The organism is Mesorhizobium sp. 131-3-5 (assembly GCF_016756575.1).
Classification (GTDB): domain Bacteria; phylum Pseudomonadota; class Alphaproteobacteria; order Rhizobiales; family Rhizobiaceae; genus Mesorhizobium; species Mesorhizobium jarvisii.
In genome coordinates this window covers 1,019,426-1,044,627 of sequence record NZ_AP023254.1, presented here as the reverse complement: position 1 = coordinate 1,044,627, position 25,202 = coordinate 1,019,426, and the positions used below count along the sequence as shown (strand labels likewise).

Below are 25,202 nucleotides of genomic sequence, written 5' to 3'. Positions count from 1 at the left end.
GACGGGTCCGGCAGATTCTTCTTCCGGTTCGGCGGCGACATACAGCTATTTCGGCGCTTTGTCACGCCCGCGCACGAGTCTTTTTTGCCGGCATGGCACCATCGTAATCGCTTCGTGCCGGGTTGCGCCGGCCCTCAGGCCTTTCTAAGCCTGACATAACAGAGTTTTCCGCGGCGGCATTCCATGTCTGTCTTCGACGCCATCCTGCTGTTCCTGGCGGGCTTCCTGTCCGGCACCGCCAATGCGGTCGCCGGCGGCGGCACCTTCATCACCTTCGGCGCCATGACACTGGTCGGCGTGCCGCCGATCGTCGCCAACGCCACCTCCTCGGTCACGCAGTTCCCGGGCTACATCACCTCGACGCTCGCCTACTGGACCGATATCAGGCACTTCTGGCGCGGTGCCCTGGTGCTTTGCCTGATCTCGGCGGCCGGTGCGCTGGCCGGCGCCTTCATCCTTCTGGCACTGTCCAACCCTTCCTTCCGCGTCATGGTGCCGTGGTTGCTCTTGGGCGCAACCGCCCTGTTTGCCGCCGGGCCGTGGCTGAAGCCAACACCAAAACCCGGCCATGAGGCGGCGGTCGGCTCGCTCGCCGGTTCGCTGGCGCAGTTCGTCACCGCCATCTATGGCGGCTTCTTCGGCGCCGGCATGGGCGTGATGATGCTGGCGACGCTCGGCCTGACGCAGGCCGGCGACTACCACCGGCTGAACGCGCTGAAGAACATGCTGGCCGTGGTCGTTGCCGCGGTGGCGATCATCGTCTTCGTCTCGGGTGGCGTCGTTGCCTGGCCGCAGGCGATCGTCATGATCCCGGGCGGTGCGCTCGGCGGCTATGCCGGCGTGTGGATCGCCAAGCGCGTGCCGCAGAACGTGGTGCGCGGCATCGTCGTCGCCGTCGGCCTGTTTCTGGCGTTTTATTATTTTAGCAAGGGGTGAGCGCCGAGAAGGTCCGGCCGCCTCTCGCTGGTCAGCCGCTCGGACTCCGCCCGCCGCCATGCAGCGATCTTCTTGTGATTGCCGGAGATCAGCACTTCGGGAATCGCGCGCCCCTCGAACTCCTGCGGCCTTGTGTAGTGCGGATGTTCGAGCAGGCCGTTTTCAAAACTCTCTTCCTCGCCGGACACCGCATTGCCCATCACGCCGGGCAGCAGCCGCACCACCGCGTCGAGCAGCACGAGCGTCGCCGGCTCGCCGCCGGAGAGGATAAAATCGCCGATCGACACCTCTTCCAGGCCGCGCGCGTCGATCAGCCGCTGGTCGACGCCCTCGAAGCGGCCGCACAGGATGACGGCGCCCGGCCCGGCGGCAAGCTCGCGCACCCGCGCCTGGGTCAGCGGTTTGCCGCGCGGGCTCATCAAAAGGCGCGGACGCGCATCGCCCGGCGGCGAGGCATGGTCGATCGCCTTGGCCAAGACATCGGCGCGCATCACCATGCCGGCGCCACCCCCTGCCGGCGTGTCGTCGACGGTGCGGTGCTTGTCGGTGGCGAAGTCGCGGATCTGGATCGCCTCCAGCGACCAGGTGCCGGCCTCGAGCGCGCGGCCCGCCAGCGACAGGCCAAGCGCGCCCGGGAACATCTCGGGGTAGAGCGTCAGCACCGAGGCCTTGAATGTCACCGGTTGCCCCCGGCGTCGCGCGGTCCGCGCGGCCTGCCCTTCGGGTCGAAGTCTTCCTCGCGCGGCGCATCGTCATCCTCGTCCTCGACCAGCCCGGCCGCCACCGGGTCGACGCGGACAAAGCCCTCGGCGATCGACACATCAGGCACGGCGGCCTGGGTGAATGGGATCAGCACGCCCTTGCGGCCGGCGAGCGTCACGTCGAGAATGTCGCCGCCGCCGAAATTATGCACGGCAACCACCTTGCCAAGCGCAGTGCCGGTGTCGTCGCGAACCTCCAGTCCAACCAGGTCGGCATGGTAGAATTCATCCTCCTCGCCATCGTCCGGCAGCACAGAGCGGTCGACGAAAAGCTCCGTACCGGCGAGCGCTTCGGCGGCATTGCGGTCGCTGATGCCCTTGAAACGCACCACGACGACGGTGTTGGCCGGCCTTATGTCTGTGATCTGGAAGGCGCGGCCGTCCCTGGCATAGAGCGGCCCATAATCGGCCAGCGCCATCGGATCGCCGGTGAAGGTCTTCACCCTGAGTTCGCCCTTGATGCCATGGGCGGCGCCGATCACGGCCATCTGGACAGGGTTTTGCGGCTTGCTCATCGCGAATATCCTTTGGCCTGCTCTAACCCCACGCGGCTGTCATTTCAATGGCGGGCTCTTCACCGCTTCCTAACCCGGATGCAGGAAAATGCCGCCATGCAGGAATTCCTCATCCCGGCGAAACCCGATCTCCAGGCGGCGCGTGAAAGCTGGCTGAAGATGCTCGCGCGTGAACGTCGGCTGTCGCCCGAGACAGTGGAAGCCTATGAGCGCGACACGCGCCAGTTCCTGCATTTCCTGACCGGCCATTGTGGTGGCTCGCCCGGCATCTCGGACATCGCCAATCTGCGCCCGGCCGACCTGCGCGGCTTTCTCGCCGCCCGCCGCAACGCCGGCGCCGGCGCCCGCACGCTGGGCCGAGGCCTGGCCGGCATCCGCTCGCTGCTGCGTTTCCTCGAACGCCGTGGCCTGGTCAACGCCGCCGGCGCCGCCGCGCTGCGCGCGCCGCGCCAGCCCAAATCGCTGCCAAAACCGCTGACGGCGAGCGACGCCAAACAGGTCGTGTCGGTCGAAGGCCAGCTGGCCGAAGAGCCCTGGATCGCCGCCCGCAACGCCGCCGTGCTGACGCTGCTCTACGGCTCGGGGCTGCGCATTTCCGAAGCGCTCGGCCTCGCCGGCGCCGATCTGGCGTCCGAGGCCGACACAGTGCTGCGCGTCACCGGCAAGGGCGGCAAGACGCGGCTGGTACCGGTGCTGCCGGTGGCGCTCAGGGCAATCGCCGAATACCGCCGGCTCTGCCCCTATCATCTCGATCCGAAAGGCCTGTTGTTTCGCGGCGCGCGCGGCGGCCCGCTCAATCCGGCCATCATCCAGCGCGACATGGCCAAACTGCGTTCGGCGCTCAACCTGCCCGACACCGCGACGCCGCACGCGCTGCGCCACTCCTTCGCCACCCATCTGCTTGGCCGCGGCGGCGATCTGCGCACCATCCAGGAGCTGCTTGGCCATGCGAGCCTGTCGACGACGCAGATCTACACCGGCGTCGACACCGCAAGGCTGCTTGAAATCTACGAATCGGCCCATCCAAGGGCGTGAACCCTTCAATTTCGACCTACCAATTAACCGTTTTGCCGCTTTTCCCCCTTAGAAAGGGGCCATGAAACGCGTCATTGCCATCGCCGACCGTGCAGCTTCCATCTCGCTGAAGCTGCTTGTCGCACTCAACGTGCTGTTTTTCCTGTCCTTCCTTGCCGTGCTGCTGTTCGCGGCCGGCAGGGCGCATGCGGACGTCCCGACCTGCAGCGGTGCCGACATGCTGTCGGCCCTGCAGAAGAGCAGCCCTGCCACCTACAGCAAGATCGAGGCGGAAGCCGCCGCCACGCTGAATGGCAAGGGCCTGCTGTGGAAGCTTGAGAAATCGGGAGAACAGCCATCCTATCTGTTCGGCACCATGCACATGACCGACCGGCGCGTCACAACGTTGCCGCCGGAAGCACAGAGGGCCTTTGACGCCGCCGGCACCCTCATCATCGAAACCACCGACGTGCTCGACAAGCAGAAGATGATGACGGCGATGCTGAAGGAGCCGGACCTGATGATGTTCACCGACTCCACGACGCTGTCATCCTTGCTGAAGCCGGACGAAGCGGCGGCGATGAACGCAGCACTCGACGCGCGCGGCATCCCGCCGGCAACCGTCGCCAAGATGAAGCCGTGGATGCTGTCGGCGATGATGGCGCTGCCGGCCTGCGAACTCGCCCGCCAGTCCGGCGGAGCACCGGTGCTCGACGTCAAGCTGGCCGAGAGCGCCAAGGCGGCCGGCAAGCTGGTGGAAGGTCTGGAAACGGCCGAGAGCCAGCTACGCGCCATGGCCTCGCTGCCGCTTGCCTTCCACATGAAGGGCCTGGTCGACACGCTGAAGCTCGGCGACAAGGTCAATGACATCAACGAGACCATGATCGTGCTCTACCAGCGCGGCGACACCGGCATGTTCTGGCCATTGTTCCGCGCCGCCATGCCGGACGAGCAGAACGACCCCTCGGGCTATGCCGCCTTCGAGGAAACCATGATCACCAGCCGCAACAAGGTGATGGTCGATCATGCCGGACCGATCCTGGCCAGGGGCAATGCCTTCATGGCGGTCGGCGCGCTCCACCTGCCCGGTCCCGAGGGACTGGTCGAGGATTTCCGCAAAGCCGGCTATACTGTCACCGCCGTCAATTGAGTCGGATGGCAGTGGGAGGCCAAACGCCGCGTTTTCGGCGCTTTCCTTCCCTAGCGTGAAACCCATTCAACGGTTGCACGTTGATGGCTGTTGATTGATCATTTTCATCCACGGAGGACACTTTTATGGCGAATCCATCCAACGACAGGCCAAGCGGCGGTGGCGGCGGCAGCCCCTGGCTGATTGCTCTGGTCGTCGTTATCCTGGCGATTGTCGCGTATTACGTTTTCGGCAGAAGCGGCGAGCATCCGGCACCCGCCGAAGCGCCAGCGGCCAGCACACCGGCTCCTGCGCCAGCTCCGGCCCCAGCGCCAGCTCCGGCTCCCGCGCCAGCTCCGGCACCGGCTCCTGCGCCCGCTCCGGCGCCTGCGCCTGCGCCAGCACCCGCTCCGGCACCGGCCAACTGATCGGCTAGACATCAAGATACGAACGGCCCGTCGAAAGGCGGGCCGTTTTGTTTGTTTCGCGCGGTCGAAGGGTCGGGCGCCTTAGATATGGATCGGCTTGAAGAAGGTGGCCAGCGCCGCCTCCTTCACCGCTTCCGACATTGTCGGATGCGCGTGGCAGGTGCGGGCGAGATCTTCCGACGAGCCGCCGAACTCCATCAGCACAGCCGCTTCGTGGATCATCTCGCCGGCGCCGAAGCCGACAATGTGCACGCCGAGCACGCGGTCGCTGGCCTTGTCGGCGAGGATCTTCACGAAGCCGTCCGTGTGCAGCATGGCGCGTGCGCGGCCATTGGCGCTGAACGGGAATTTGCCGACCTTGTAGTCGATGCCGGCCTTCTTCAGTTCTTCCTCGGTCTTGCCGACCGAGGCGATTTCCGGGCTGGTGTAGACGACGCTCGGAATGACCTCGTAGTTCACATGGCCGGCCTGGCCGGCGATGGTTTCGGCCACCGCGACACCCTCGTCCTCGGCCTTGTGCGCCAGCATCGGCCCGGCGATGACGTCGCCGATGGCATAGATGCCCGGCACGTTGGTCCGCAGGTGCCCGTCGGTCTTGACGCGGCCGCGCTCGTCGACCTCGACCCCCGCCTCTTTCAGCCCAAGACTGTCGGCATAGGCGCGGCGCCCGGTGGCGATCAGCACGACATCGGCCGCGACGGTCTCGGCGGCGCCGCCTTTGGCCGGCTCGAAGGTGACGGTTGCGCCTTTCTTCGCCTTGGCGACGCCGGTGACCTTGGCGCCGAGCTTGAACTCGAAGCCTTGCTTGGACAGCAGCCGCTGGAACTGTTTGGAGACCTCGCCGTCCATGCCGCCGAGGATCGTGTCGAGGAACTCGACCACGGTGACCTTTGCGCCGAGCCGCGCCCAGACCGAGCCGAGCTCGAGGCCGATGACGCCGCCACCGACCACCACGAGGTGGCCGGGAACCTTGTCCAGCGACAGCGCGCCGGTCGACGACACGATGATTTTCTCGTCGAAATCAACCTTGACGCCGGGAATGCCGGCGACATCGGAACCGGTGGCGATGACGATGTTCTTGGTCTCGACCTCCTCGACCTTGCCGTCCTCGCCCGTCACCGACACCTTGCCTGCCGCGACCACCTTGCCGGTGCCGCGGAAACTGTCGATCTTGTTCTTCTTGAACAGGAAGGCGACGCCGTTGACGTTGGACGACACCGTCGCATCCTTGTGCGCCATCATCTTCTTCAGGTTGAGCTTCGGCGCTGGTATCTCGACACCCAGCGTGTCGAAGGAATGGCCGGCCTCGGCGAACATTTCGGAGGCATGAAGCAGCGCCTTGGACGGGATGCAGCCGATGTTGAGGCAGGTGCCACCGAAGGTGGCGTTCTTCTCGACCACCGCCACCTTCAGACCGAGCTGCGCCGCCTTGATGGCGCAGACATAGCCGCCGGGTCCCGATCCGATGATAACGACGTCATAAGCCATGTTTGTTTCCCTTTGCTTGGCGCTCAGCGGCCGCCGCTAACGTTCAGGATCGCGCCCGTCGTATAGGACGCGGCATCGGATAGAAGATAGAGAACCGCACCCGCGACTTCATCGGCGGTGCCGGCTCTTTTCATCGGCAGCGTGTCCTGGATCAGCGCCACCCGGTCCGGCTGTCCGCCGGAAGCATGGATGTCGGTGTCGATGATGCCCGGCCGCACCGCGTTGACGCGGATGCCTTCCAGCGCCACCTCGCGGGCGAGCCCGATGGTGAACGTGTCGATGGCGCCCTTGGAGGCGGCATAGTCGACATAATTGTCCGGCGCGCCCAGCACCGCCGCCGCCGAGGAAATGTTGACGATCGCTCCGCCGTTGCCGCCATGGCGCGTCGACATGCGCTTGACCGCCTCACGGGCGCACAGGATCGAACCGACGACATTGATGCGCATCATGCGCTCGAGCCGTGCCGCGCTCATTTCGTCGACGCGCGCCTTGGCGTCGACGATGCCGGCATTGTTGACGAAGGCGTCGAGCCGGCCATGGGTGCGGTCGACGGCCTCGAAGATCGAGAGGATATCGGCCTCGCTGCCGACATCGCCCTTGACCGCGAAAGCATCACCGCCGGCAGCCTTGATGTCGCTGACCAGCGCGTCGGCGGCAGCCTTGTTGGAGGCATAGTTGACCGCGACGCGATAGCCGGCCTTCGCGCCAAGCCGGCAGATGGCGGCGCCGATGCCACGGCTGCCGCCGGTGACCAGCAGGACCTTCTGCGCTTCGCTCATTCCTGGCATCCCTTCAACGTAAAAACGTCCGACGGCACTTTCGAGAAGCCGTTGCCGCCATAGGCCGACGACTGACGCAGCATCGGACCGAGATCCGGCAGGATCAGCGTCTTCGGCGCCTCGACGCCTTCTGCCGGCAAGAGCCCGATGCTGCCCTTGTCGTCAGACGTGTAGATGACGCCGTGCCAGGGGGTACAGGCGGCGAGCTCGGCGCCGGTGGTGTCGCCCTCCGGGCATTTGAACATCAGCGCGCCGTTCGGCCGTGCTACGCCCTCGGTCCACATGACGATGCCGTTCAGCACCACATTGTTGTCGAGGATCATGCGGAACGTGTTGGTGACGGTGGCGGAGGTGCCGGTCGGGGTAAAATCGATCTCGCTGCCGCTTTGCGCATCGCCATAGACGGCGAGTTCGATCGGGCAGGCGGCATGGGCGGTTGCGGGAGCCAGCGCCATGCCGGCCATAAGCACAGCTAGTTTGGCAGACCCAAGCAAACGGGCCATCATTGGCCGCCTCTGCCGCGAGCTGCCATCCGACCGCCTCAGAGATCGAGCACCAGCCGTTCCGGATCCTCCAGGCTTTCCTTGACGCGCACCAGGAAGGTGACCGCTTCCTTGCCGTCGACGATGCGGTGATCGTAGCTCAGCGCCAGATACATCATCGGCCGGATTACGATCTGGCCGCCGACCACGACAGGCCGGTCCTGGATCTTGTGCATGCCCAGAATGCCCGACTGCGGCGCGTTGAGGATCGGCGTCGACATCAGCGAACCATAGACGCCGCCATTGGAGATGGTGAACGTGCCGCCCTGCATGTCGGCGACCGACAGCTTGCCATCGCGCGCGGCGATGCCGAGCCGGCCGATTTCCTTCTCGATCTCGGCGATCGACATCTGGTCGGCGTCGCGCACGACCGGCACGACGAGGCCCTTCTCGGTGCCGACGGCGACGCCGACATGGGCAAAGTTCTTGTAGATGATGTCGGTGCCGTCGATCTCGGCATTGACCGCCGGGATTTCCTTCAGCGCGTGCGTGACGGCCTTGGTGAAGAAGCCCATGAAGCCCAACTTCACGCCGTGCTTCTTCTCGAACACGTCCTTGTACTTGGTCCGCAGCGCCATCACCGCCGACATGTCGACCTCGTTGAAGGTGGTCAGCATCGCCGCGGTCGACTGCGCTTCCTTGAGCCGGCGCGCGATGGTCTGGCGCAATTTGGTCATGCGCACGCGCTCTTCGCGCGAGGCATCGTCACCGGAAGATGGCGCACGCACGGCAATCGGTGCCGGCGCCGCCCTGGGCGTCTCGGCCGGCTGCGACGGCGCGCCCTTGGCGATGGCGTCGAGCACGTCGCCCTTCAGCACCTGGCCACGCTTGCCCGAACCGGACAGCTGGTCGACCGACAGATTGTTCTCGGCGATCAGTTTTGCGGCTGCCGGCGCCGGCGGCATGCTGCGCGGCTCGACCGCGCCGCCATCGCCGGCGATCTTGGCGGTCTCGGCCGCGGCCTGCTTGCTGGTCGAAGCCGCATCCGGCGACGAGGCCTGCGAAACCGCCTGCGGCTTGGTCGCCGGCGCGGCGGCGCCGCCTGCCGAGATCGAACCCAACAAAGCGCCGACACCCACCGTCTCGCCTTCCTTGGCGACGATTTCGCCCAGCGTGCCGGCGGCGGCCGCCGGAACTTCCACCGTCACCTTGTCGGTTTCAAGCTCGACCAGCGGCTCGTCGACGGCAATGGCATCGCCGACCTTCTTGAACCATTTGCCGATGGTCGCCTCGGTGACGGATTCGCCGAGAGTGGGAACGCGGATTTCGGTAGCCATTGTGCCTGTCCGTTCTTGTCGGTTCTGTTCTATTCGCCTGCTTTATTCGCCGAGCGCGTCTTCGAGCAAGGCGGCGAGCTGGGCAAGGTGCTTGGACATCAATCCCGTCGCCGGCGACGCGGCCGCCGGCCGGCCGGTGTAGCGAACGCGCTGATGCTTGGCGTCGATATGCGCCAGCACCCATTCCAGATACGGGTCGATGAACGACCAGGCGCCCATGTTCTTGGGCTCCTCCTGGCACCACACCATCTCGGCGTTGCGGAAACGCGACAGTTCGGTGATCAGCGCCTTGGCCGGGAATGGATAGAGCTGTTCGACGCGCAGCAGGTAGATGTCGTTGATGCCGCGCTTCTCGCGCTCCTCGTAGAGGTCGTAGTAGACCTTGCCCGAGCACAGCACGACGCGGCGGATCTTGCTGTCCTTGGTGAGCTTGATCGGCTGGTTGGGCAACAACTGCGCGTCGTCCCACAGCAGCCGGTGGAACGAGCTTTCGCCCGAGATTTCCGGCAGCGTCGACACCGCCCGCTTGTGGCGCAGCAGCGACTTCGGCGTCATGAGGATCAGCGGCTTGCGGAAATCGCGCTTCAGCTGCCGGCGCAGGATGTGAAAGTAGTTGGCCGGCGTGGTGCAGTTGGCGACTTGCATATTGTCTTCGGCGCAAAGCTGCAGGAAGCGCTCCAGCCTGGCCGAGGAATGCTCCGGACCCTGGCCTTCATAGCCGTGCGGCAACAGGCAGACGAGGCCCGACATTCTGAGCCACTTGCGCTCACCGCTAGAGATGAACTGGTCGAACACCACCTGGGCGCCGTTGGCGAAGTCGCCGAACTGCGCTTCCCACAAGGTCAGCGCCTTCGGCTCGGCCAGGCTGTAGCCATATTCGAAGCCCAGCACCGCCTCTTCCGACAGCATGGAGTTGATGACTTCGTAGCCGGCCTGTGCCGCCGACAGATTGTTGAGCGGGATGTAGCGGGTTTCGTCGCGCTGGTCGTAGAGCACGGAATGGCGCTGCGAGAAGGTGCCGCGCTCGGAATCCTGCCCCGACAGGCGGATCGGATTGCCGTCGAGCAGGATGGCGCCGAAAGCCAGCGCCTCCGCCGTCGACCAGTCGATGCCTTCGCCGGATTCGATCGCCTCGCGGCGGTTTTCGAGGAAGCGGATGATGGTCTTGTGCGCCTCGAAACCCTTCGGCACCTCGGTCAGCTTCTTGCCGATTTCCTTCAGCGTCTTGACCGGCACCGCGGTCTTGCCGCGCCTTTGTTCGTCCTGATTGTCGGCCGTGCGCAGGCCAGACCAGGCGCCATCCAGCCAGTCGGCCTTGTTGGGCTTGTAATGCTGGCCGACTTCCCACTCGGATTCCAGATGCGCGCGCCAGTCGGCCTTCATCTGGTCGAGCTCGGCCTGGGTGATGTGGCCCTCGGCGATCAGCCGGTCGCCATAGATCTGCACCGTCGTCTTGTGGGTGCGGATGTTGCGGTACATGATCGGCTGGGTGAAGGCCGGTTCGTCGCCCTCATTGTGGCCGAAGCGGCGGTAGCAGAACATGTCCACGACCACCGGCTTGTGGAACTTCATGCGGAATTCGATCGCCACCTTGGTGGCGTGCACCACGGCTTCCGGATCGTCGCCATTGACGTGGAAGATTGGCGCCTCGATCATCTTGGCGACGTCGGACGGATAGGGCGACGAACGCGAGAAGCGCGGATTGGTGGTGAAGCCAATCTGGTTGTTGATAATGAAGTGCAGCGTGCCGGCGACGCGGTGGCCGCGCAGGCCCGACAGGCCGAGGATTTCGGCGATCACGCCCTGGCCGGCGAAAGCGGCATCGCCATGCAGGAGCAGCGGCAGCACCTTGGCGCGCTCTTCCAGCGGCACGATCTCCTCGCGGCCGCGGCCGAACAGATAGTCCTGCTTGGCGCGCGCCTTGCCCATCACCACGGGATCGACGATTTCCAAATGCGAGGGATTGGCGGTCAGCGACAAATGCACCTTGTTGCCGTCGAACTCGCGGTCCGACGAGGCGCCGAGATGGTACTTCACATCGCCCGAGCCCTCGACCTCGTCGGGGGCTGCCGAGCCGCCCTTGAACTCGTGGAAAATGGCGCGGTGCGGCTTCGCCATCACTTGGGACAGCACGTTCAGGCGGCCGCGATGCGCCATGCCGAGCACGATCTCCTTCATGCCGAGCTGGCCGCCGCGCTTGACGATCTGCTCCAGCGCCGGGATCAGCGCCTCGCCGCCGTCGAGGCCGAAGCGCTTGGTGCCCTTGTACTTGACGTCGATGAATTGTTCGAAGCCTTCGGCCTCGACCAGCTTTTGCAGGATCGCCTTCTTGCCGGTCGTGGTGAAGGAGATTTCCTTGTCGGCGCCTTCGATGCGCGCCTGGATCCAGGCCTTCTCCTCAGGGTCCGAGATATGCATGAACTCGACGCCCAGCGTCGAGCAGTAGGTGCGGGTCAGGATCTCCAGCATCTGCCGGATGGTGCCGAATTCGAGCCCCAGCACATTGTCGAGGAAGATCGGCCGGTCGTAATCGGCTGCGGTGAAGCCGTAATTCTCCGGCGACAGTTCGTTGTAGTCCTCGAGCGGCTTGGCGATGCCGAGCGGGTCGAGATTGGCGTGCAGATGGCCGCGCATGCGGTAGGCGCGGATCATCATGATGGCGCGCACCGAATCGCGCGTCGCCTGGTGCACGTCGGCGTCTGAGAGCACGATGCCGTTGGTGACCGCCTTGTCCTTGACCTTCTTTTCCAGATGCTTCTCGACGATGCCCCAATTGCCGTCGAGCGCCGACACCAATTCGCCATTGGCCTGCAGCGGCCAGGACGGCTTGGCCCAAGAGGCGCCCTTGGCGTTCCTGCGCACATCGCCGGCATCGTCCTTCAGCCCGGCGAAGAACTCCTGCCATTCGGGATTGACCGAGGCGGGATCGTCTTCATAGGCGGCATAGAGCGCGTCGATGTAATCGGCGTTGCCGCCGTAGAGGAACGAGGTGAGCGAGAATTGGTCGTTGGCCTGATCTTGTCTTGCCATGTCGTTTCAGCGGAGCCTGGCTCCGTCTCCTTACGTTTGCGGCAGCGCCGCGATAGTGGGCGATTCACCCGCCCTTCTTGTCCCCTCAAAGCCAACGAACCGCCGTCGGCTCTCATTCCACTGCCGGCGCCGACGCTCAGCCCTTGATGGCTTCAACCAACGTCGTGCCAAGCCGCGCCGGCGATGGCGAGACCTTGATGCCGGCCGATTCCATCGCCGCGATCTTGTCCTCGGCGCCGCCCTTGCCGCCGGAGATGACCGCGCCGGCATGGCCCATGGTGCGGCCGGCCGGCGCCGTGCGTCCGGCGATGAAGCCGGCCATCGGCTTCTTGCGGCCACGCTTAGCTTCGTCCTTGAGGAACTGCGCGGCGTCTTCCTCGGCCGAACCGCCGATCTCGCCGATCATGATGATCGACTTGGTCTCGTCGTCGGCGAGGAACATCTCGAGCACGTCGATGAACTCGGTGCCCTTGACCGGGTCGCCACCGATGCCGACGGCCGTGGTCTGGCCGAGGCCGACATTGGTGGTCTGGAACACGGCCTCATAGGTAAGTGTTCCCGAGCGCGAAACAACGCCGACCGAGCCTTTGCGGAAGATGTTTCCGGGCATGATGCCGATCTTGCATTCGTCAGGGGTGAGTACGCCCGGGCAGTTCGGCCCGATCAGCCGCGAGGTCGAGCGGTCGAGCCGCGCCTTGACCTTGACCATGTCCATCACCGGAATGCCTTCGGTGATGCAGATGATCAGCGGGATCTCCGCCTCGATCGCTTCCAGGATCGCTTCGCCGGCGCCCGCCGGCGGCACATAGATGACGGAAGCGTTGGCGCCTGTCCGTGTCTTGCCTTCGGCGACGGTGGCGAAGATCGGCAGGCTCTCGCCCTTCGACCCTGTCCAGGTCTCGCCGCCCTTCTTGGGATGGATGCCGCCCACCATCTTGGTGCCGTGATAGGCCAGCGCCTGTTCGGTGTGGAACGTACCGGTCTTGCCGGTCAGGCCCTGCACCAGCACCTTGGTGTTCTTGTCGACGAGAATGGACATCGGAGCCCTTTTCTAAAGACTGTTGATCGAGGAAGGCGAGACGCGCCGGTAGACGCCACTCACCATGTCTTGCCAGCCATCGCTGCCGGCGGGTTTGAAATGCAGTCGCATGCGATAGGTGTCGGCATCGTCGAAAATATACGTCACCCGCGCCGCGCCGCGCGGCGACGACCGCTCCAGATTGAGCTCGCTGCCATTCCACGTGCCCGTCGCCGGCGAGGCCGGGACAAAGCCCATTGAATCGAACTGGTGCATGGTGACGAGGCGGTTCGGCTGGTCGAAGCCGAACACATTGTGCGAACCGAAGGAAATCGTGCCGTCGCGGCGCTGGCGATAGCGCTGCACCACGAACAGGCCGCCGAACTGCGCCTCCGCCAGCACTTCGGACGTCGCCGTGCCGGCATCGGTCCATTGCGTGGCCGCGACCTCTTCCTCGCCGCGCCACGCGCCGACCAGCGCCTGCAGGCGCTGGTGATCGGCGGAAAGCGAGGAGAAGGAGGCAGCGTTCATCGGTCAGAGCCGCTTCAGATCGGTGACGGTGAGGTCGCTCTTGGCGTTGCCGGTGTTGAGCGTCGTCGCCGGCTCGAACATCAGCACCACGGGCTCGGCGGTGAGCGAACGCGGCCGGTGCTCGACACCGCGCGGCACGACGATGAAATCACCCTCGCCGAGCTCGACCGGTCCGTCGCGAAAATCGATGGCGATCCTGCCCCGCAGCACGAGGAAGGCTTCGTCCTCATTGTCATGCGCGTGCCAGTCGAAGGTCGCGCCGAACTTGGCGACCTTGGCCTGACTGTCATTGACGTCGCCGGCGATATGCGGATCGAAGACCTTGCTGATCTTTTGATCCGCCGCCTCGACCAGGTTTATCTTGCGTGGAGGCACAGGCTCAGCCCTTCACCGCCGCCACGATCTTCTTGGCTGCGTCGTCCAGATCATCGGCCGACACGACGTTGAGGCCGCTGTCGTTGATGATCTTCTTGCCGAGTTCGGCATTGGTGCCTTCCAGGCGCACCACCAGCGGCACTTCCAGCCCGACTTCCTTGACCGCGGCGATCACGCCCTCGGCGATGATGTCGCACTTCATGATGCCGCCGAAGATGTTGATCAGTATGCCTTTGACCGCCGGATCCTTGGTGATGATCTTGAACGCCGCCGTCACCTTCTCCTTGGACGCGCCGCCGCCGACATCGAGGAAGTTGGCGGGTTCGGCGCCATAAAGCTTGATGATGTCCATCGTCGCCATGGCAAGCCCTGCGCCGTTGACCATGCAGCCGATATTACCGTCGAGCGCGACATAGGCGAGGTCGTATTTCGACGCCTCGATCTCCTTCTCGTCCTCTTCGGTGGTGTCGCGCAGTTCAAGCACGTCCGGATGGCGGAACAGCGCGTTGTTGTCGAACGACACCTTTGCGTCGAGCACGCGCAGCCGGCCGTTCTTCATGACGATCAGCGGATTGACCTCGAGCAGGCTCATGTCCTTCTCGACAAAGGCCTTGTAGAGGATCGGGAACAGCGTGCCGCCGTCCTTGGCCGCGTCGCCGTCGAGCTTGAGGGCTGTGTTAAGCGCCTTCACGTCATCCGCCGTGACGCCCTTTTCCGGATCGATGGCGACGGTGATGATCTTTTCCGGCGTGTCGTGGGCGACCGCCTCGATGTCCATGCCGCCTTCGGTCGAGACGACGAAGGCGATGCGGCCGACCGAACGGTCGACCAGGATCGACAGATAAAGCTCGCGCTCGATGTCGGCGCCGTCCTCGATATAGAGGCGGTTGACCTGCTTGCCGGCCGGGCCGGTCTGCTTTGTCACCAGCGTGTGGCCGAGCATCTCGTTGGCGTTGGCGACGACGTCGGCGACCGACTTCGCCAGCCGCACGCCGCCCTTGGCGTCGGTCGACAGTTCCTTGAACTTGCCCTTGCCGCGGCCACCGGCGTGGATCTGGCTCTTCACCACATAGAGCGGGCCGGGCAGCGCGCGTGCCGCGGCTTCCGCCTCGCTTGCCTTGAACACCGGCACGCCTTCGGCCACCGGCGCGCCAAAGCTCTTCAGCAGCGCCTTGCCTTGATATTCATGGATGTTCATCGGGAACTATCTCCAGGTCGTTTTGCCGGGGTCGACGTTTTGGTGGGATTCACTTCGAGGCGAGCTGCGGCGCGATCTTGACGCAGGCCTCGGTCAGGCCCTGCACCGTCGCCACCGAACTGTCGAACATCTTCTGTTCGCTCTTGTTGAGGTCGATCTCGATGATGCGCTCGACGCCGCCGGCGCCGATCACCACGGGAACGCCGACATAGGTGCCCTTGACGCCATACTGGCCGGAGAGGTGGGCCGCACAGGGCAGCACGCGCTTCTTGTCCTTGAGATAGGCTTCGGCCATGGAAATCGCCGAGGCCGCCGGCGCGTAATAGGCCGAGCCGGTCTTGAGCAGGCCGACGATCTCGGCGCCGCCGTCACGGGTGCGCTGCACGATCTGGTCGAGCTTCTCCTTCGAGGTCCAGCCCATCTTGACGAGGTCGGGCAGCGGAATGCCCGACACCGTCGAGTAGCGGATCATCGGCACCATGGAATCGCCGTGGCCGCCGAGCACGAAGGCGGTGACGTCCTCGACCGAAACCTTGAATTCCTCGGCCAGGAAATAGCGGAAGCGCGCGCTGTCGAGGACGCCGGCCATGCCGACGACATGGGTCTTGGGCAGGCCGGAAAACTTCTGCAGCGCCCATACCATGGCGTCGAGCGGGTTGGTGATGCAGATGACGAAGGCCTTGGGCGCGTACTTCTTCAGACCGGCGCCGACCTGTTCCATGACCTTTAGGTTGATGCCCAGCAGATCGTCGCGGCTCATGCCCGGCTTGCGCGGCACGCCGGCGGTGACGATGCAGACATCGGCGCCCTCGATGCCGGCATAGTCGTTGACGCCGGTCAGCCGGGAGTCGAAACCATCGACCGGCGACGATTGCGCGATATCGAGCCCCTTGCCTTGCGGAATACCCTCGGCAATATCGAACAGCACCACGTCGCCGAGGTCCTTGAGGCCGATCATGTGGGCCAGCGTGCCGCCGATCATGCCCGAGCCGATAAGCGCTATCTTGTTGCGTGCCATGTGAGGATGTTTTCCCTTTGTCTGTGACTGCGCCCAAATCTTTGACGACTTGATGACGGCGTCGAGGAAGAGGCCGGAATGCTGAGGAAACCCGCGAGATTTCGCCGCACCCAATAGCCCCGGTGCAAGATAAATTCAAACGATTATTTTGGAGTGAACATTTTCAATCGGTTAGATGGATTGGGATTTACGTAAACGTCAAAGTTTGTAAGCCGACTTGGGAGAAGTTACACAATGAAGATGGAGATCGTAAGGCTTGAAGCCGGCAATGACGCCCTTGTGATGTGGATCGCCGAGGATGTGTTCGACGAACCGGTCAGGCCGGATCGATTGGCAGCCTATCTCAGCCAACCCGGCCATTTCATGGTCGTAGCCCTGGCTGACGGCGCGGTTGTCCAATGTGCGGCGGTGATCCACCGCCATCCTGACAAGGTTGCGGAACTCTACATCGACGAGGTCGGCGTATCGCCCGCCTTCCAGCGCCAGGGTATCGCGCGCAAAATGCTCGACGCGATGTTCGCGATCGGCAGGGAGAATGGCTGCGAGGAGGCCTGGGTTGGCACCGAACCCGACAACCTCCCGGCCCGGGCACTTTATGAGTCGCGCAAGGAGCCGCATGGGGAAGCGGAGAGTTTCGTCATGTATGCGTACAGGCTTTAGTGACCAGGGTCTTCGCTCTGCTTTGGGTCCATCTGCTTAGGACGACGAAGGCAGGGCTTGAGCCCGCGGTGCCGCAGCCGGCGGCGCCCTTTCTTTTCGCCGCTCAGCCCAGTCCTCCAGCCAGTCGCGGCTCTGCATCTCGATCAGGCGAGAGGCCGTGCGCTCGAACTCGAACACCTCGACGCCGCGTTTTGCCACGTAAAGCTCTTGTGGCGGCGCCTCGGCGCTCACCACCAGCCGCACATGATGATCGTAAAGCGTGTCGATCAACAGGATGAAGCGCTTGGCCTCGTTGCGCTTGCCTTCGCCCAGCACCGGGACATGGTCGATGAAGATGGTCGAGAACCGTCCGGCAATGGCCAGGAAATCACGCGCGCCAAGCGGTTTTTCGCAGAGATCGGCAAAGGAGAACCGCGCCGCGTCACCGGCGGCGGCCGGCACCAGAACCTGCCGGCCCTTCAGCGTCAGCGAGGTCGCGGCTGTCGGCGCGCCGCGCGTCATCGTCCGCCAGGCCTCGTCCAGCGTCCGGTCGGCCGTGTCGTCGGCTGGCGTGACATAGACCGGCGTGCGGGCGAGCTTTTCCAGCCGGTAATCCTTGTCGCTGTCGAGCGACAGCACCTGCGCGTGTCGTTCCAATATGCCGATGAACGGCAGGAACAGCTGGCGGTTGAGCCCATCACGGTAGAGATCTTGCGGCGCCACGTTCGAAGTAGCGATCAACACGACGCCATTGGCGAACAGCGCCGAAAACAGCCTGGACAGGATCATCGCGTCAGCGATGTCGGTGACCGAGAATTCGTCGAAGCACAGCACCCAGGCCTGCTCAGCCAGCGCCTTGGCCACGGGCGGGATCGGATCGTCTTCTTTGACGTCGCCGTTCTTGCGCGCCTGCCGGTGCTTCTGGATGCGGTCCTGCACATCGGCCATGAAGTCGTTGAAATGCACGCGGCGCTTGCGCCGGACCGGCAGCAGCTCGAAGAACATGTCCATCAGCATGGTCTTGCCACGGCCGACGCCGCCATGGATGTAGAGGCCTTTGACGGCCTCATGCGTCTCGCGCTTGCGGGCAAACAGCCAGCCCAGCGCGCTGGACTTGTGCGCCAGCCGCTTGGCCGAGATCTCGTCGGTCAGCCGGTCGAGCGCCGCGGCGATCCGCTCCTGCGCCGGATCGCGTCCGATCGCGCCGGTTTCCACAAGGTGGTCGTAGCGCTGCCTGACGGTCGCATGGGTCTGGAGGCCGTCACGCAGATGCATCGGTCACGTCGTTTTTCTCATGCACGTCGTTGCCCCAAAACCGGAGCCCCAGTTTGGGCGACATGCACTGGGGAGATCGGGCTACCTAGTAAGCGAAATCGGCTGACCGTTGGAAGTCTGGCCGTCGAATTTCGAGCCGCCCGAGGAATAGAGCCGCGCCAGCGAGCCGCCATTCTCATCGTAAAGTGTCAGCTGCTTGCCGGCGACGTTCCACGACTTGATGCCGTCGATCGGAGCCGGGCAATGCAGCGGCCCGGCGCGGAAGCCGGCGCCGAACTTGGTCTGCGGCGTCGCGATCTTGCAGCTCTGCCCGGAAACGCTGGCATTCCAGACGCCGGCGACGGCTGCCGCGCTGAGATCCGAGGCCCCGGCGGGCGCCTGGCCGTCCGGCGGCAAGGACGCAACCTGCGTGTTCGCCGGAGCGGTCGGGAACTTCGACGGGTCGGTGGTGCCGGGCGAGGCTGGCGGCGGCAACTGGTTGGAAGTCACCTGGCCGGCCGGCGCCGGCTGCAGCGGCGCCGGTTGCTGGTCGTCCATGGACGAGAAGCGCGAGGTCGAGCAACCGCTCGCAACGAGCGCCGCCAGCGATGCGGCCACAAGACCGCTTTTCGAAAAATTCATTACAACCTCCGTCGGATCCGGCTGGGGGGAAGCCGTCCGCGCAATATCACCCTCCACCAAGATGGAGAAGGTGGCGAAATTTCAACCCGATATGGTTAAAATAGGGTTTGCGGCAAGATTGTTGCAAATTTATCGCAATCACGACCTGCCATGTTCGCCCGTCGCTCAAATCCGTGGAGTTCGGCCGCGACCGCGCATTCGCCTTGCAAATGCTTGCGCCAACCGGCGCAACGCCTATGTCTAGGAGCCGAAACCCGCTGGAGCATGCCTTGGCCGCGAGAAAGAAAGCCGCCAACCGCTATTACAGCGGTCCGCCCAGCGACCATTTCGATGGCACCTTGTTCTTCAATCCCGGTGGCCGGATGCCCGGACGCTTCACCGATCTGCTGAAATGGCAGCTCAACGGCCAACGCGCGAAATGGCCGGCGACGAGCCCGAGTCCCTTTCCGCAGGCGAGGCCGTCCGCGAGGGTCGAAGGCACCGACCTGACCGTCACCATGGTCGGCCATTCGACCTTGCTGATCCAGACGGCCGGCCTGAACATCCTCACCGATCCGGTCTGGTCGCAACGCACCTCGCCGTTCTCCTTCGCCGGGCCAAAACGCGTCAATGCACCGGGCATCGCCTTCGACGACCTGCCGCCGATCGACCTCGTGCTGGTCAGCCACAACCATTATGACCATCTCGACCTCGTCACGCTGAGGCGACTGAAGGAGAAGCACGATCCGCTGGCGGTGACGCCGCTCGGCAACGATGTGCTGATCGGCGAGGCGGTTCCCGGCATGCGGCTGGCGGCGCATGACTGGGGCGACAGGATCGACATCGGTGACCGCGCCGCCATCCACATCGAGCCGGCGCATCACTGGTCGGCGCGCGGTGCGCGTGACCGGCGCATGGCACTGTGGGCCGGCTTCGTCATCGAGACGCCGGGCGGCAAACTCTATTTCGCCGGCGATACCGGCTTCCACGACGGCATCAACTACCGGCTGATGGCGGACAAACATGGCGGCTTCCGCTTCGCCATCCTGCCGATCGGCGCGTATGAGCCACGCTGGTTCATGGCGCCGCAGCACCAGAACCCGGAGGAAGCGGTGCAAGGCATGAAGCTGTGCAAGGCCGCCTTCGCCGCCGGCTGCCACTGGGGCACATTCCAGCTCACCGACGAACCGATGGACGAGCCGGTCCGCAAACTGGCCGAGGCGCTTGAGGCCGAGGGCCTGCAGCCGGAGCGCTTTCGCGCCTTGCAGCCCGGCGAGGTCTGGGACGTGCCGGCGATCGGGCACGGCTGAAGTCTGCATTGGCCATTTACGGCACCGTCATTTTCGCCGATGGTCCGCCCAGCAGAAAAGGGGAATGCGGATGAAATCTATCCTTGCAGCGCTGATGGCACTGGCAATCTCGGTGCCGGCGGCTTTCGCGGGCGAAATCACTGATCGCGCCGCCGAGGCCGAAAAAGCGCTGCAGGCAGGTGACGGAGCCGGCGCGCTGGAGAAATTCCGCGGCGCCGAGGAGGCCTTGTGGCAAGCGATGCCGCTCGCCGTGCAGAATGTCAAACAGGTCGATTCGGCCGGCGGCTTCGGCATCTACAGCGAGCGTGCCAATCATATCTACAAGCCAGGCGAGAAGGTCGTGCTCTATATGGAGCCGGTTGGCTACGGCTATGGGTCGGACGGCCTCGGCAACAGCCAGATCGCGCTTTCCGTCGACCTCACCGTGCTTTCCGACTCGGGCGAAGCTTTGGGCACCTTCGAGAAAATCGGAAGCGTTCAGGTCGCTTCCCGCTCGCACAACCGCGAACTCTTCTTCAAACTCGACCTGTCCCTCGACGGACTGCCGCCCGGGAAATACAAGTGCAACTTCCTCATGCATGACCAGAACTCGACCAAGACGGCGCCGTTCAGCACCGATATCGAGATCGCCGGCTAGGTTTTTCCACTGACATCGCCTCGCAGCCGGCGGGAACCCAAGCGCGACAGAAGCGTTTTCATGCGGTTTTGAAATCTACCAGCTTGCGAGGCATTCCCATGATCAAATGGATCATCATCCTGCTCATCGTCGCCGCGGCGGCGAGCCTGCTCGGCATGCCGGCGCTGGCCGGAGCCGCGGCCACCGGCGCGCGCATCCTCATCGGCATCGTTCTCGTCATCTTCCTGCTGGTGGTGCTGGGCATCTTCGCGGTGACCTGAGTCCGGCGTCTTCGCCGTGACCAGTCCGGCGTCTTCGCCGTGACGGAACACGCCTGCGCACTGGTAATTCCCGCCCGTTTCCGCCATATAGCGCCAAACGGACACGGAATTTCGCGGAGCAATGGCAAGCACTGCCCCTTTCGCCAAGATGAACGGCATCGGCAACGAGATCATCGTCGCCGATATGCGCGGCCGTGCCGATCAGGTGACGGCGGCGGCGGCCCTTGCGCTGAACGCCGATGCCGCGACCCGCTTCGACCAGATCATGGCGATCCATGATGCGAAGACGCCGGGCACCGCCTACTATGTCGACATTCTGAATTCCGATGGCACCAGTGCGCAGGCCTGCGGCAACGGCATGCGCTGCGTCGTCCAGGCGCTCGCCGCCGAGACCGGCCAGAAGACCTTCACCTTCGAGACCCGCGCCGGCATTCTCAACGCCAGGGAACATGCCGACGGCACGATCTCGGTCGACATGGGCATGCCGCATTTCGGCTGGCAGGAAATTCCGCTCGCCGAGGAGTTCCGCGACACCCGCATGATCGAATTGCAGATCGGCCCGATCGACGCTCCGGTGCTGCATTCGCCCTCCGCCGTCTCGATGGGCAACCCGCACGCCATCTTCTGGGTCGACCGCGATGTCTGGTCCTATGAGCTCGAGCGTTTCGGCCCGCTGCTCGAAAACCACCCGATCTTTCCCGAGCGCGCCAATATCACCATTGCTGAGGTGACCTCACCCGAGAGCATGATCATCCGTACCTGGGAACGCGGCGCCGGCCTGACCAAGGCCTGCGGCTCCGCCGCCTGCGCATCGGTGGTGGCCGCGGCCCGCACCAGGCGCACCGGCCGCAGCGTCAGCCTTTTGACCCCCGGCGGTGGCACGCTGCATGTCGAATGGCGCGAGGACGACCACGTCATCCTGACCGGTGCCGCCGAGTGGGAATTTTCCGGCAGCTTCGATCCCTCGACCGGCACCTGGGCTCGCGACACCGAAAGCGCGGCCTGATGTCGGTTGCTCTGTCCAGGAGCCCGGATTTCGACGGCTCCCTTTCCGAGGCCCCCAGCCGCATTGACGTGGTGACCTTCGGCTGCCGGCTGAACACCTATGAATCCGAAGTGATGCGGCGCGAGGCCGAAAGCGCCGGTCTCGGCACGCTGCAAGGCGGCGCGGTGATCTTCAACACCTGCGCCGTCACCGGCGAGGCGGTCCGCCAGGCCAAACAGGCGATCCGCAAGGCGCGCCGCGACAATCCGCAGGCGCGTATCATCGTCACCGGCTGCGCCGCGCAGACCGAGCCTGAAAAATTCGCCGCCATGGACGAGGTCGATCTCGTGCTTGGCAATGAAGAGAAGCTGAAGGCAAACTCGTACCGCGCGCTGCCGGATTTCGGCGTCAACGACACCGAGAAGGCCCGCGTCAACGACATCTTCTCGGTGCGCGAGACCGCCGGCCACATGGTCGATGCCATAGAAGGCCGCGCCCGCGCTTTCGTCCAGGTGCAGAATGGCTGCGACCATCGCTGCACCTTCTGCATCATTCCCTATGGCCGCGGCAATTCCCGCTCGGTGCCGATGGGCGCCGTGGTCGAGCAGGTCAAGCGTCTCGCCGGCAATGGTTATGCCGAGATCGTGCTGACCGGCGTCGACATGACCAGTTTCGGCGCCGATCTGCCGGGGGCGCCCAAGCTCGGCAAACTGGTGAAGACCATTTTGAAGCGGGTGCCCGACGTGAAGCGCCTGCGGCTATCCTCGATCGATTCCATCGAGGCCGACGACGATTTGCTCGATGCCATCGCCACCGAACCCAGGCTGATGCCGCATCTGCATCTGTCGCTGCAGTCCGGCGACGACATGATCCTGAAGCGCATGAAGCGAAGGCATCTGCGCGACCAGTCGATCCGTTTCTGCGAGGATGTGCGCAAATTGCGCCCTGCGATCGTCTTCGGCGCCGACATCATCGCCGGCTTCCCGACCGAGACCGACGCCATGTTCGAGAACTCGATAAGAATCGTCGAGGAATGTGGCCTGACCCATCTCCATGTCTTCCCGTTTTCACCGCGCGAGGGCACGCCCGCCGCGCGCATGCCGCAGGTCCGCCGCGAACTGGTCAAGCAGCGTGCCGCCCGTTTGCGCGCCGCCGGCGAAGCCGCCTATCGGCGCCATCTGTCCTCGCTGCCTGGAACCCGTCAGTCGATCCTGATCGAGCGCGATGGCCTCGGCCGCACCGAAGGATTTACCCTCGCCGCACTCGGCACCGGCGCGCCGGGCGAGATCGTCGAAGCGACAATTACTGGCCACGATGGCGCCCGGCTCAACGCAGTGCCGCTTGCCGCACGCGCCGCCTGAGAAACGCAAAGCATGGCTGGTTTTTTCAAGAAGATATTTTCGTTCGGCAAGAAAGAGGTTGTCGAGGAGCGCGTCGACGAGACCGCCCCTCTGCCCCCGATCAAATGGGACCAGCTCGATGCGCTGAAGCCGGCTGCCGAACAGGTCGTTCCGGAATTTCTGAAGCGCGAGGAACTGGAACCGGCGCCCCACCCTCCCCTCGATGGGGAGGGTCTCCACGAAGTAGCGGGGAGGGGTGACAGCGCCGACGCCAGCGCCGATCACCCCCACCCCCAAGCTGCGCTTGGGACCTCCCCCATCGAGGGGGAGGTAAAGGACGCGCCTCAGCCGTCGCCTGTCGAGGAGCCGGCACCCGAGCCCGCTCCGACCATCCCGGCCACGCCGGAGCCGGCGATTCCCGCTGAGCCGGAACCCCTGCCGCAGCCCGCGCCGCAAGAGGAACCCGCACCCGCGCCTGAGCCGCCGGCGCCCGAGGAAATTCCACTTCCCCCCGCCGCTCCGGAGCCCGCTCCCGAGCCGCAGCCGCAAGAAGTCCCCGCTCCGGCGCCTGCGGAGCCGGAGATTGTGCCGCCGCGCCCGGAAAGGCAGCCCGAACCGGCACCGATCGAAGTGCCAGCGCCGCCTGCGGAGATCCCGGTCGAGACACCAGCACCGATCGAGGTGCCTCCACCGGCGGCCCCGTCCGCACAGCCGACTTTAGAAGCTGGCGCCGCCCCTCATCCGCCTGCCGGCACCTTCTCCCCGTATAGAGACGGGGAGAAGGAAGCTGCCAGTGACGCCACGCCTTCTCTCGCAAACATTGAAGAAGAAGCCTCGACGCCGACGCCCCCCTCTCCCCGTACTTCACGGGGAGAGGGTAAGGGTGAGGGGCAGCGCGAGCGCACGCAAGATTTGGCACCTGCTGCCGAACTCGCGCCAGCGACTGCCGCGCCTCAGGCCCCGGCGGCGGAAATCGCGCCTCCCATTCGTCAGCCGGCACCAATCGAGACGCAGCCCGTCCTTGCCGAGATCGCGCCCGAGCCGCAGCCCGTCCCACAGCCGAAGCCGGAACCGAAACCCGCTCCCGGCAAGGTGACCGTCGCCAAGAAGGTCGAGCAGAAGGCCGAGCCGGTGAAGGCGCCGGAGCCGGCGCCGCGGCGCTCCTGGTTCCAGCGCATGCGGGACGGGCTTGCCCGTTCCTCGCGCGAGCTCACCGGCAACATTGCCGGCGTCTTCACCAGGCGCAAGCTGGACGAGGACACGCTGCAGGACCTGGAAGACGTGCTGATCCGCGCCGATCTCGGCATGGAGACGGCGCTGCGCGTTACCGATGCGCTGGCTTCCAGCCGCTACGGCAAGGATGTCTCCGACACCGAAGTGCGCGCCATCATGGCGGCCGAGGTGGAGAAGGTGCTGACCCCTGTCGCCATGCCGCTGGAACTCGACCTCTCGCACAAGCCGCATGTCATTCTGGTGGTCGGCGTCAACGGCACCGGCAAGACCACCACCATCGGCAAGCTGGCGGCAAAACTGACCGATGGCGGCCTATCGGTGATGCTCGCCGCCGGCGACACCTTCCGCGCCGCCGCGATCGAACAGCTGAAGATCTGGGGTGAACGGACGAAATCGCCCGTCATCGCCTCCAAGCTCGGCGCCGATGCCGCCGGCCTCGCCTATGACGCCTTCGAGAGGGCCAAGGAAGCCGGCTCCGACGTGCTGATCATCGACACCGCCGGACGCCTGCAGAACAAGACTGAACTGATGGCCGAGCTCGAGAAGATCGTGCGCGTGCTCGGCAAGCTCGACCCGGAAGCGCCACACACCGTGCTGCAGACGGTCGACGCCACCACCGGCCAGAACGCGCTCAACCAGGTCGAGATCTTCCGCAACATCGCCGGCGTCAACGGCCTGGTGATGACCAAGCTGGACGGCACGGCGCGCGGCGGTATTCTGGTGGCGATCGCGGCAAAGCACAAATTGCCGGTCTATTTCATCGGCGTCGGCGAACAGGTCGACGACCTCGAACCTTTCTCCGCGAGCGAATTCGCCAGGGCGATCGCTGGAGTGGCGTAACGGCATGATCCCTTTTCAACGGGATCGTGCGTAAGAAGGAAGAT

At 64.8% G+C, this 25,202-nt stretch carries 24 protein-coding genes; 10 read left to right on the top strand and 14 right to left on the bottom strand.

Features of this window, described 5'->3' with window-relative positions:
* Positions 1-183 precede the first annotated feature (183 nt).
* The gene (locus tag JG747_RS05030; RefSeq protein ID WP_202361289.1) at positions 184-936 is read left to right on the top strand and encodes a sulfite exporter TauE/SafE family protein; all 753 of its coding nucleotides are present in this window, start codon (positions 184-186) and stop codon (positions 934-936) included.
* Here JG747_RS05030 and trmD read toward each other — a convergent pair.
* Complete coding sequence (trmD, locus tag JG747_RS05025) at positions 918-1,616, bottom strand: tRNA (guanosine(37)-N1)-methyltransferase TrmD (protein WP_202361288.1); 699 nt, start codon at positions 1,614-1,616, stop codon at positions 918-920. The two genes, JG747_RS05030 and trmD, sit on opposite strands and share 19 nt — an antisense overlap.
* Positions 1,613-2,212: a ribosome maturation factor RimM gene (rimM, locus tag JG747_RS05020; protein WP_038650557.1), complete on the bottom strand. Its 600-nt coding sequence runs from the start codon at positions 2,210-2,212 to the stop codon at positions 1,613-1,615. The genes trmD and rimM overlap by 4 nt, the downstream gene beginning before the upstream one ends.
* Before the next feature lie 96 nt (positions 2,213-2,308).
* Here rimM and JG747_RS05015 point away from each other — a divergent pair, with 96 nt between their 5' ends.
* Together JG747_RS05015 and JG747_RS05010 are read left to right on the top strand one after the other, a co-directional pair.
* The gene (locus tag JG747_RS05015) at positions 2,309-3,247 is read left to right on the top strand and encodes a tyrosine recombinase XerC (RefSeq protein ID WP_064981746.1); all 939 of its coding nucleotides are present in this window, start codon (positions 2,309-2,311) and stop codon (positions 3,245-3,247) included.
* A 61-nt stretch (positions 3,248-3,308) separates the two neighbouring features.
* The gene (locus JG747_RS05010; RefSeq protein ID WP_202361287.1) at positions 3,309-4,376 is read left to right on the top strand and encodes a TraB/GumN family protein; all 1,068 of its coding nucleotides are present in this window, start codon (positions 3,309-3,311) and stop codon (positions 4,374-4,376) included.
* A 488-nt stretch (positions 4,377-4,864) separates the two neighbouring features.
* Here JG747_RS05010 and lpdA read toward each other — a convergent pair whose 3' ends face one another.
* From lpdA to mdh, 10 genes are all read right to left on the bottom strand, one after another.
* The gene (lpdA, locus tag JG747_RS05005; RefSeq protein ID WP_019862031.1) at positions 4,865-6,271 is read right to left on the bottom strand and encodes a dihydrolipoyl dehydrogenase; all 1,407 of its coding nucleotides are present in this window, start codon (positions 6,269-6,271) and stop codon (positions 4,865-4,867) included.
* 23 nt (positions 6,272-6,294) lie between these two features.
* Positions 6,295-7,050, bottom strand: coding sequence for an SDR family oxidoreductase (locus tag JG747_RS05000; protein ID WP_019862032.1), 756 nt, complete (start codon positions 7,048-7,050; stop codon positions 6,295-6,297).
* Entirely contained in the window at positions 7,047-7,553 is a 507-nt protein-coding gene (locus JG747_RS04995; protein ID WP_223217838.1) for a hypothetical protein, read from the bottom strand. Before JG747_RS04995 ends, JG747_RS05000 begins: the two co-directional genes overlap by 4 nt.
* A 38-nt stretch (positions 7,554-7,591) precedes the next feature.
* Positions 7,592-8,869, bottom strand: coding sequence for a 2-oxoglutarate dehydrogenase complex dihydrolipoyllysine-residue succinyltransferase (gene odhB, locus JG747_RS04990; protein WP_019862034.1), 1,278 nt, complete (start codon positions 8,867-8,869; stop codon positions 7,592-7,594).
* Positions 8,870-8,911: 42 nt separating this feature from the next.
* The gene (locus tag JG747_RS04985; protein WP_019862035.1) at positions 8,912-11,899 is read right to left on the bottom strand and encodes a 2-oxoglutarate dehydrogenase E1 component; all 2,988 of its coding nucleotides are present in this window, start codon (positions 11,897-11,899) and stop codon (positions 8,912-8,914) included.
* 136 nt (positions 11,900-12,035) lie between these two features.
* Complete coding sequence (gene sucD / locus JG747_RS04980) at positions 12,036-12,938, bottom strand: succinate--CoA ligase subunit alpha (RefSeq protein WP_064981482.1); 903 nt, start codon at positions 12,936-12,938, stop codon at positions 12,036-12,038.
* Between the two features lie 12 nt (positions 12,939-12,950).
* A complete protein-coding gene (locus JG747_RS04975; protein ID WP_019862037.1) occupies positions 12,951-13,448 on the bottom strand; it encodes a DUF1579 family protein in 498 nt (165 codons plus the stop codon).
* A 3-nt stretch (positions 13,449-13,451) separates the two neighbouring features.
* Positions 13,452-13,823, bottom strand: coding sequence for a cupin domain-containing protein (locus JG747_RS04970; RefSeq protein ID WP_064981484.1), 372 nt, complete (start codon positions 13,821-13,823; stop codon positions 13,452-13,454).
* A gap of 4 nt (positions 13,824-13,827) precedes the next feature.
* Positions 13,828-15,021, bottom strand: coding sequence for an ADP-forming succinate--CoA ligase subunit beta (gene sucC, locus JG747_RS04965; protein ID WP_038650580.1), 1,194 nt, complete (start codon positions 15,019-15,021; stop codon positions 13,828-13,830).
* Between the two features lie 49 nt (positions 15,022-15,070).
* A complete protein-coding gene (gene mdh / locus JG747_RS04960; RefSeq protein WP_019862040.1) occupies positions 15,071-16,039 on the bottom strand; it encodes a malate dehydrogenase in 969 nt (322 codons plus the stop codon).
* A gap of 234 nt (positions 16,040-16,273) precedes the next feature.
* On the opposite strand from mdh, the gene JG747_RS04955 reads away from it, so the two are divergent.
* Positions 16,274-16,699, top strand: coding sequence for a GNAT family N-acetyltransferase (locus tag JG747_RS04955; protein WP_202361286.1), 426 nt, complete (start codon positions 16,274-16,276; stop codon positions 16,697-16,699).
* A gap of 36 nt (positions 16,700-16,735) precedes the next feature.
* On the opposite strand, the gene zapE is transcribed toward JG747_RS04955, so the two are convergent.
* Both zapE and JG747_RS04945 read right to left on the bottom strand, forming a co-directional pair.
* Positions 16,736-17,953 carry a cell division protein ZapE gene (zapE, locus tag JG747_RS04950; protein ID WP_019862042.1) on the bottom strand — a complete coding sequence of 406 codons (1,218 nt, stop codon included), beginning with the start codon at positions 17,951-17,953 and terminating at the stop codon, positions 16,736-16,738.
* A gap of 81 nt (positions 17,954-18,034) precedes the next feature.
* The gene (locus JG747_RS04945; RefSeq protein WP_019862043.1) at positions 18,035-18,574 is read right to left on the bottom strand and encodes a protease inhibitor Inh/omp19 family protein; all 540 of its coding nucleotides are present in this window, start codon (positions 18,572-18,574) and stop codon (positions 18,035-18,037) included.
* A gap of 236 nt (positions 18,575-18,810) precedes the next feature.
* On the opposite strand from JG747_RS04945, the gene JG747_RS04940 reads away from it, so the two are divergent.
* From JG747_RS04940 to ftsY, 6 genes are all read left to right on the top strand, one after another.
* Positions 18,811-19,863 (top strand): MBL fold metallo-hydrolase, encoded by a 1,053-nt coding sequence (locus JG747_RS04940; RefSeq protein WP_202361285.1) that lies wholly within the window; start codon positions 18,811-18,813, stop codon positions 19,861-19,863.
* Positions 19,864-19,933: 70 nt separating this feature from the next.
* Entirely contained in the window at positions 19,934-20,500 is a 567-nt protein-coding gene (locus JG747_RS04935; RefSeq protein WP_202361284.1) for a hypothetical protein, read from the top strand.
* 98 nt (positions 20,501-20,598) lie between these two features.
* Positions 20,599-20,760 (top strand): DUF1328 family protein, encoded by a 162-nt coding sequence (locus tag JG747_RS04930; RefSeq protein ID WP_010912345.1) that lies wholly within the window; start codon positions 20,599-20,601, stop codon positions 20,758-20,760.
* A 121-nt stretch (positions 20,761-20,881) separates the two neighbouring features.
* Positions 20,882-21,766 (top strand): diaminopimelate epimerase, encoded by an 885-nt coding sequence (dapF, locus tag JG747_RS04925; protein ID WP_064981487.1) that lies wholly within the window; start codon positions 20,882-20,884, stop codon positions 21,764-21,766.
* Positions 21,766-23,106 (top strand): tRNA (N(6)-L-threonylcarbamoyladenosine(37)-C(2))-methylthiotransferase MtaB, encoded by a 1,341-nt coding sequence (gene mtaB / locus JG747_RS04920; protein ID WP_064981489.1) that lies wholly within the window; start codon positions 21,766-21,768, stop codon positions 23,104-23,106. Before dapF ends, mtaB begins: the two co-directional genes overlap by 1 nt.
* Positions 23,107-23,118: 12 nt before the next feature.
* A complete protein-coding gene (ftsY, locus tag JG747_RS04915) occupies positions 23,119-25,158 on the top strand; it encodes a signal recognition particle-docking protein FtsY (RefSeq protein ID WP_202361283.1) in 2,040 nt (679 codons plus the stop codon).
* Positions 25,159-25,202 lie beyond the last annotated feature (44 nt).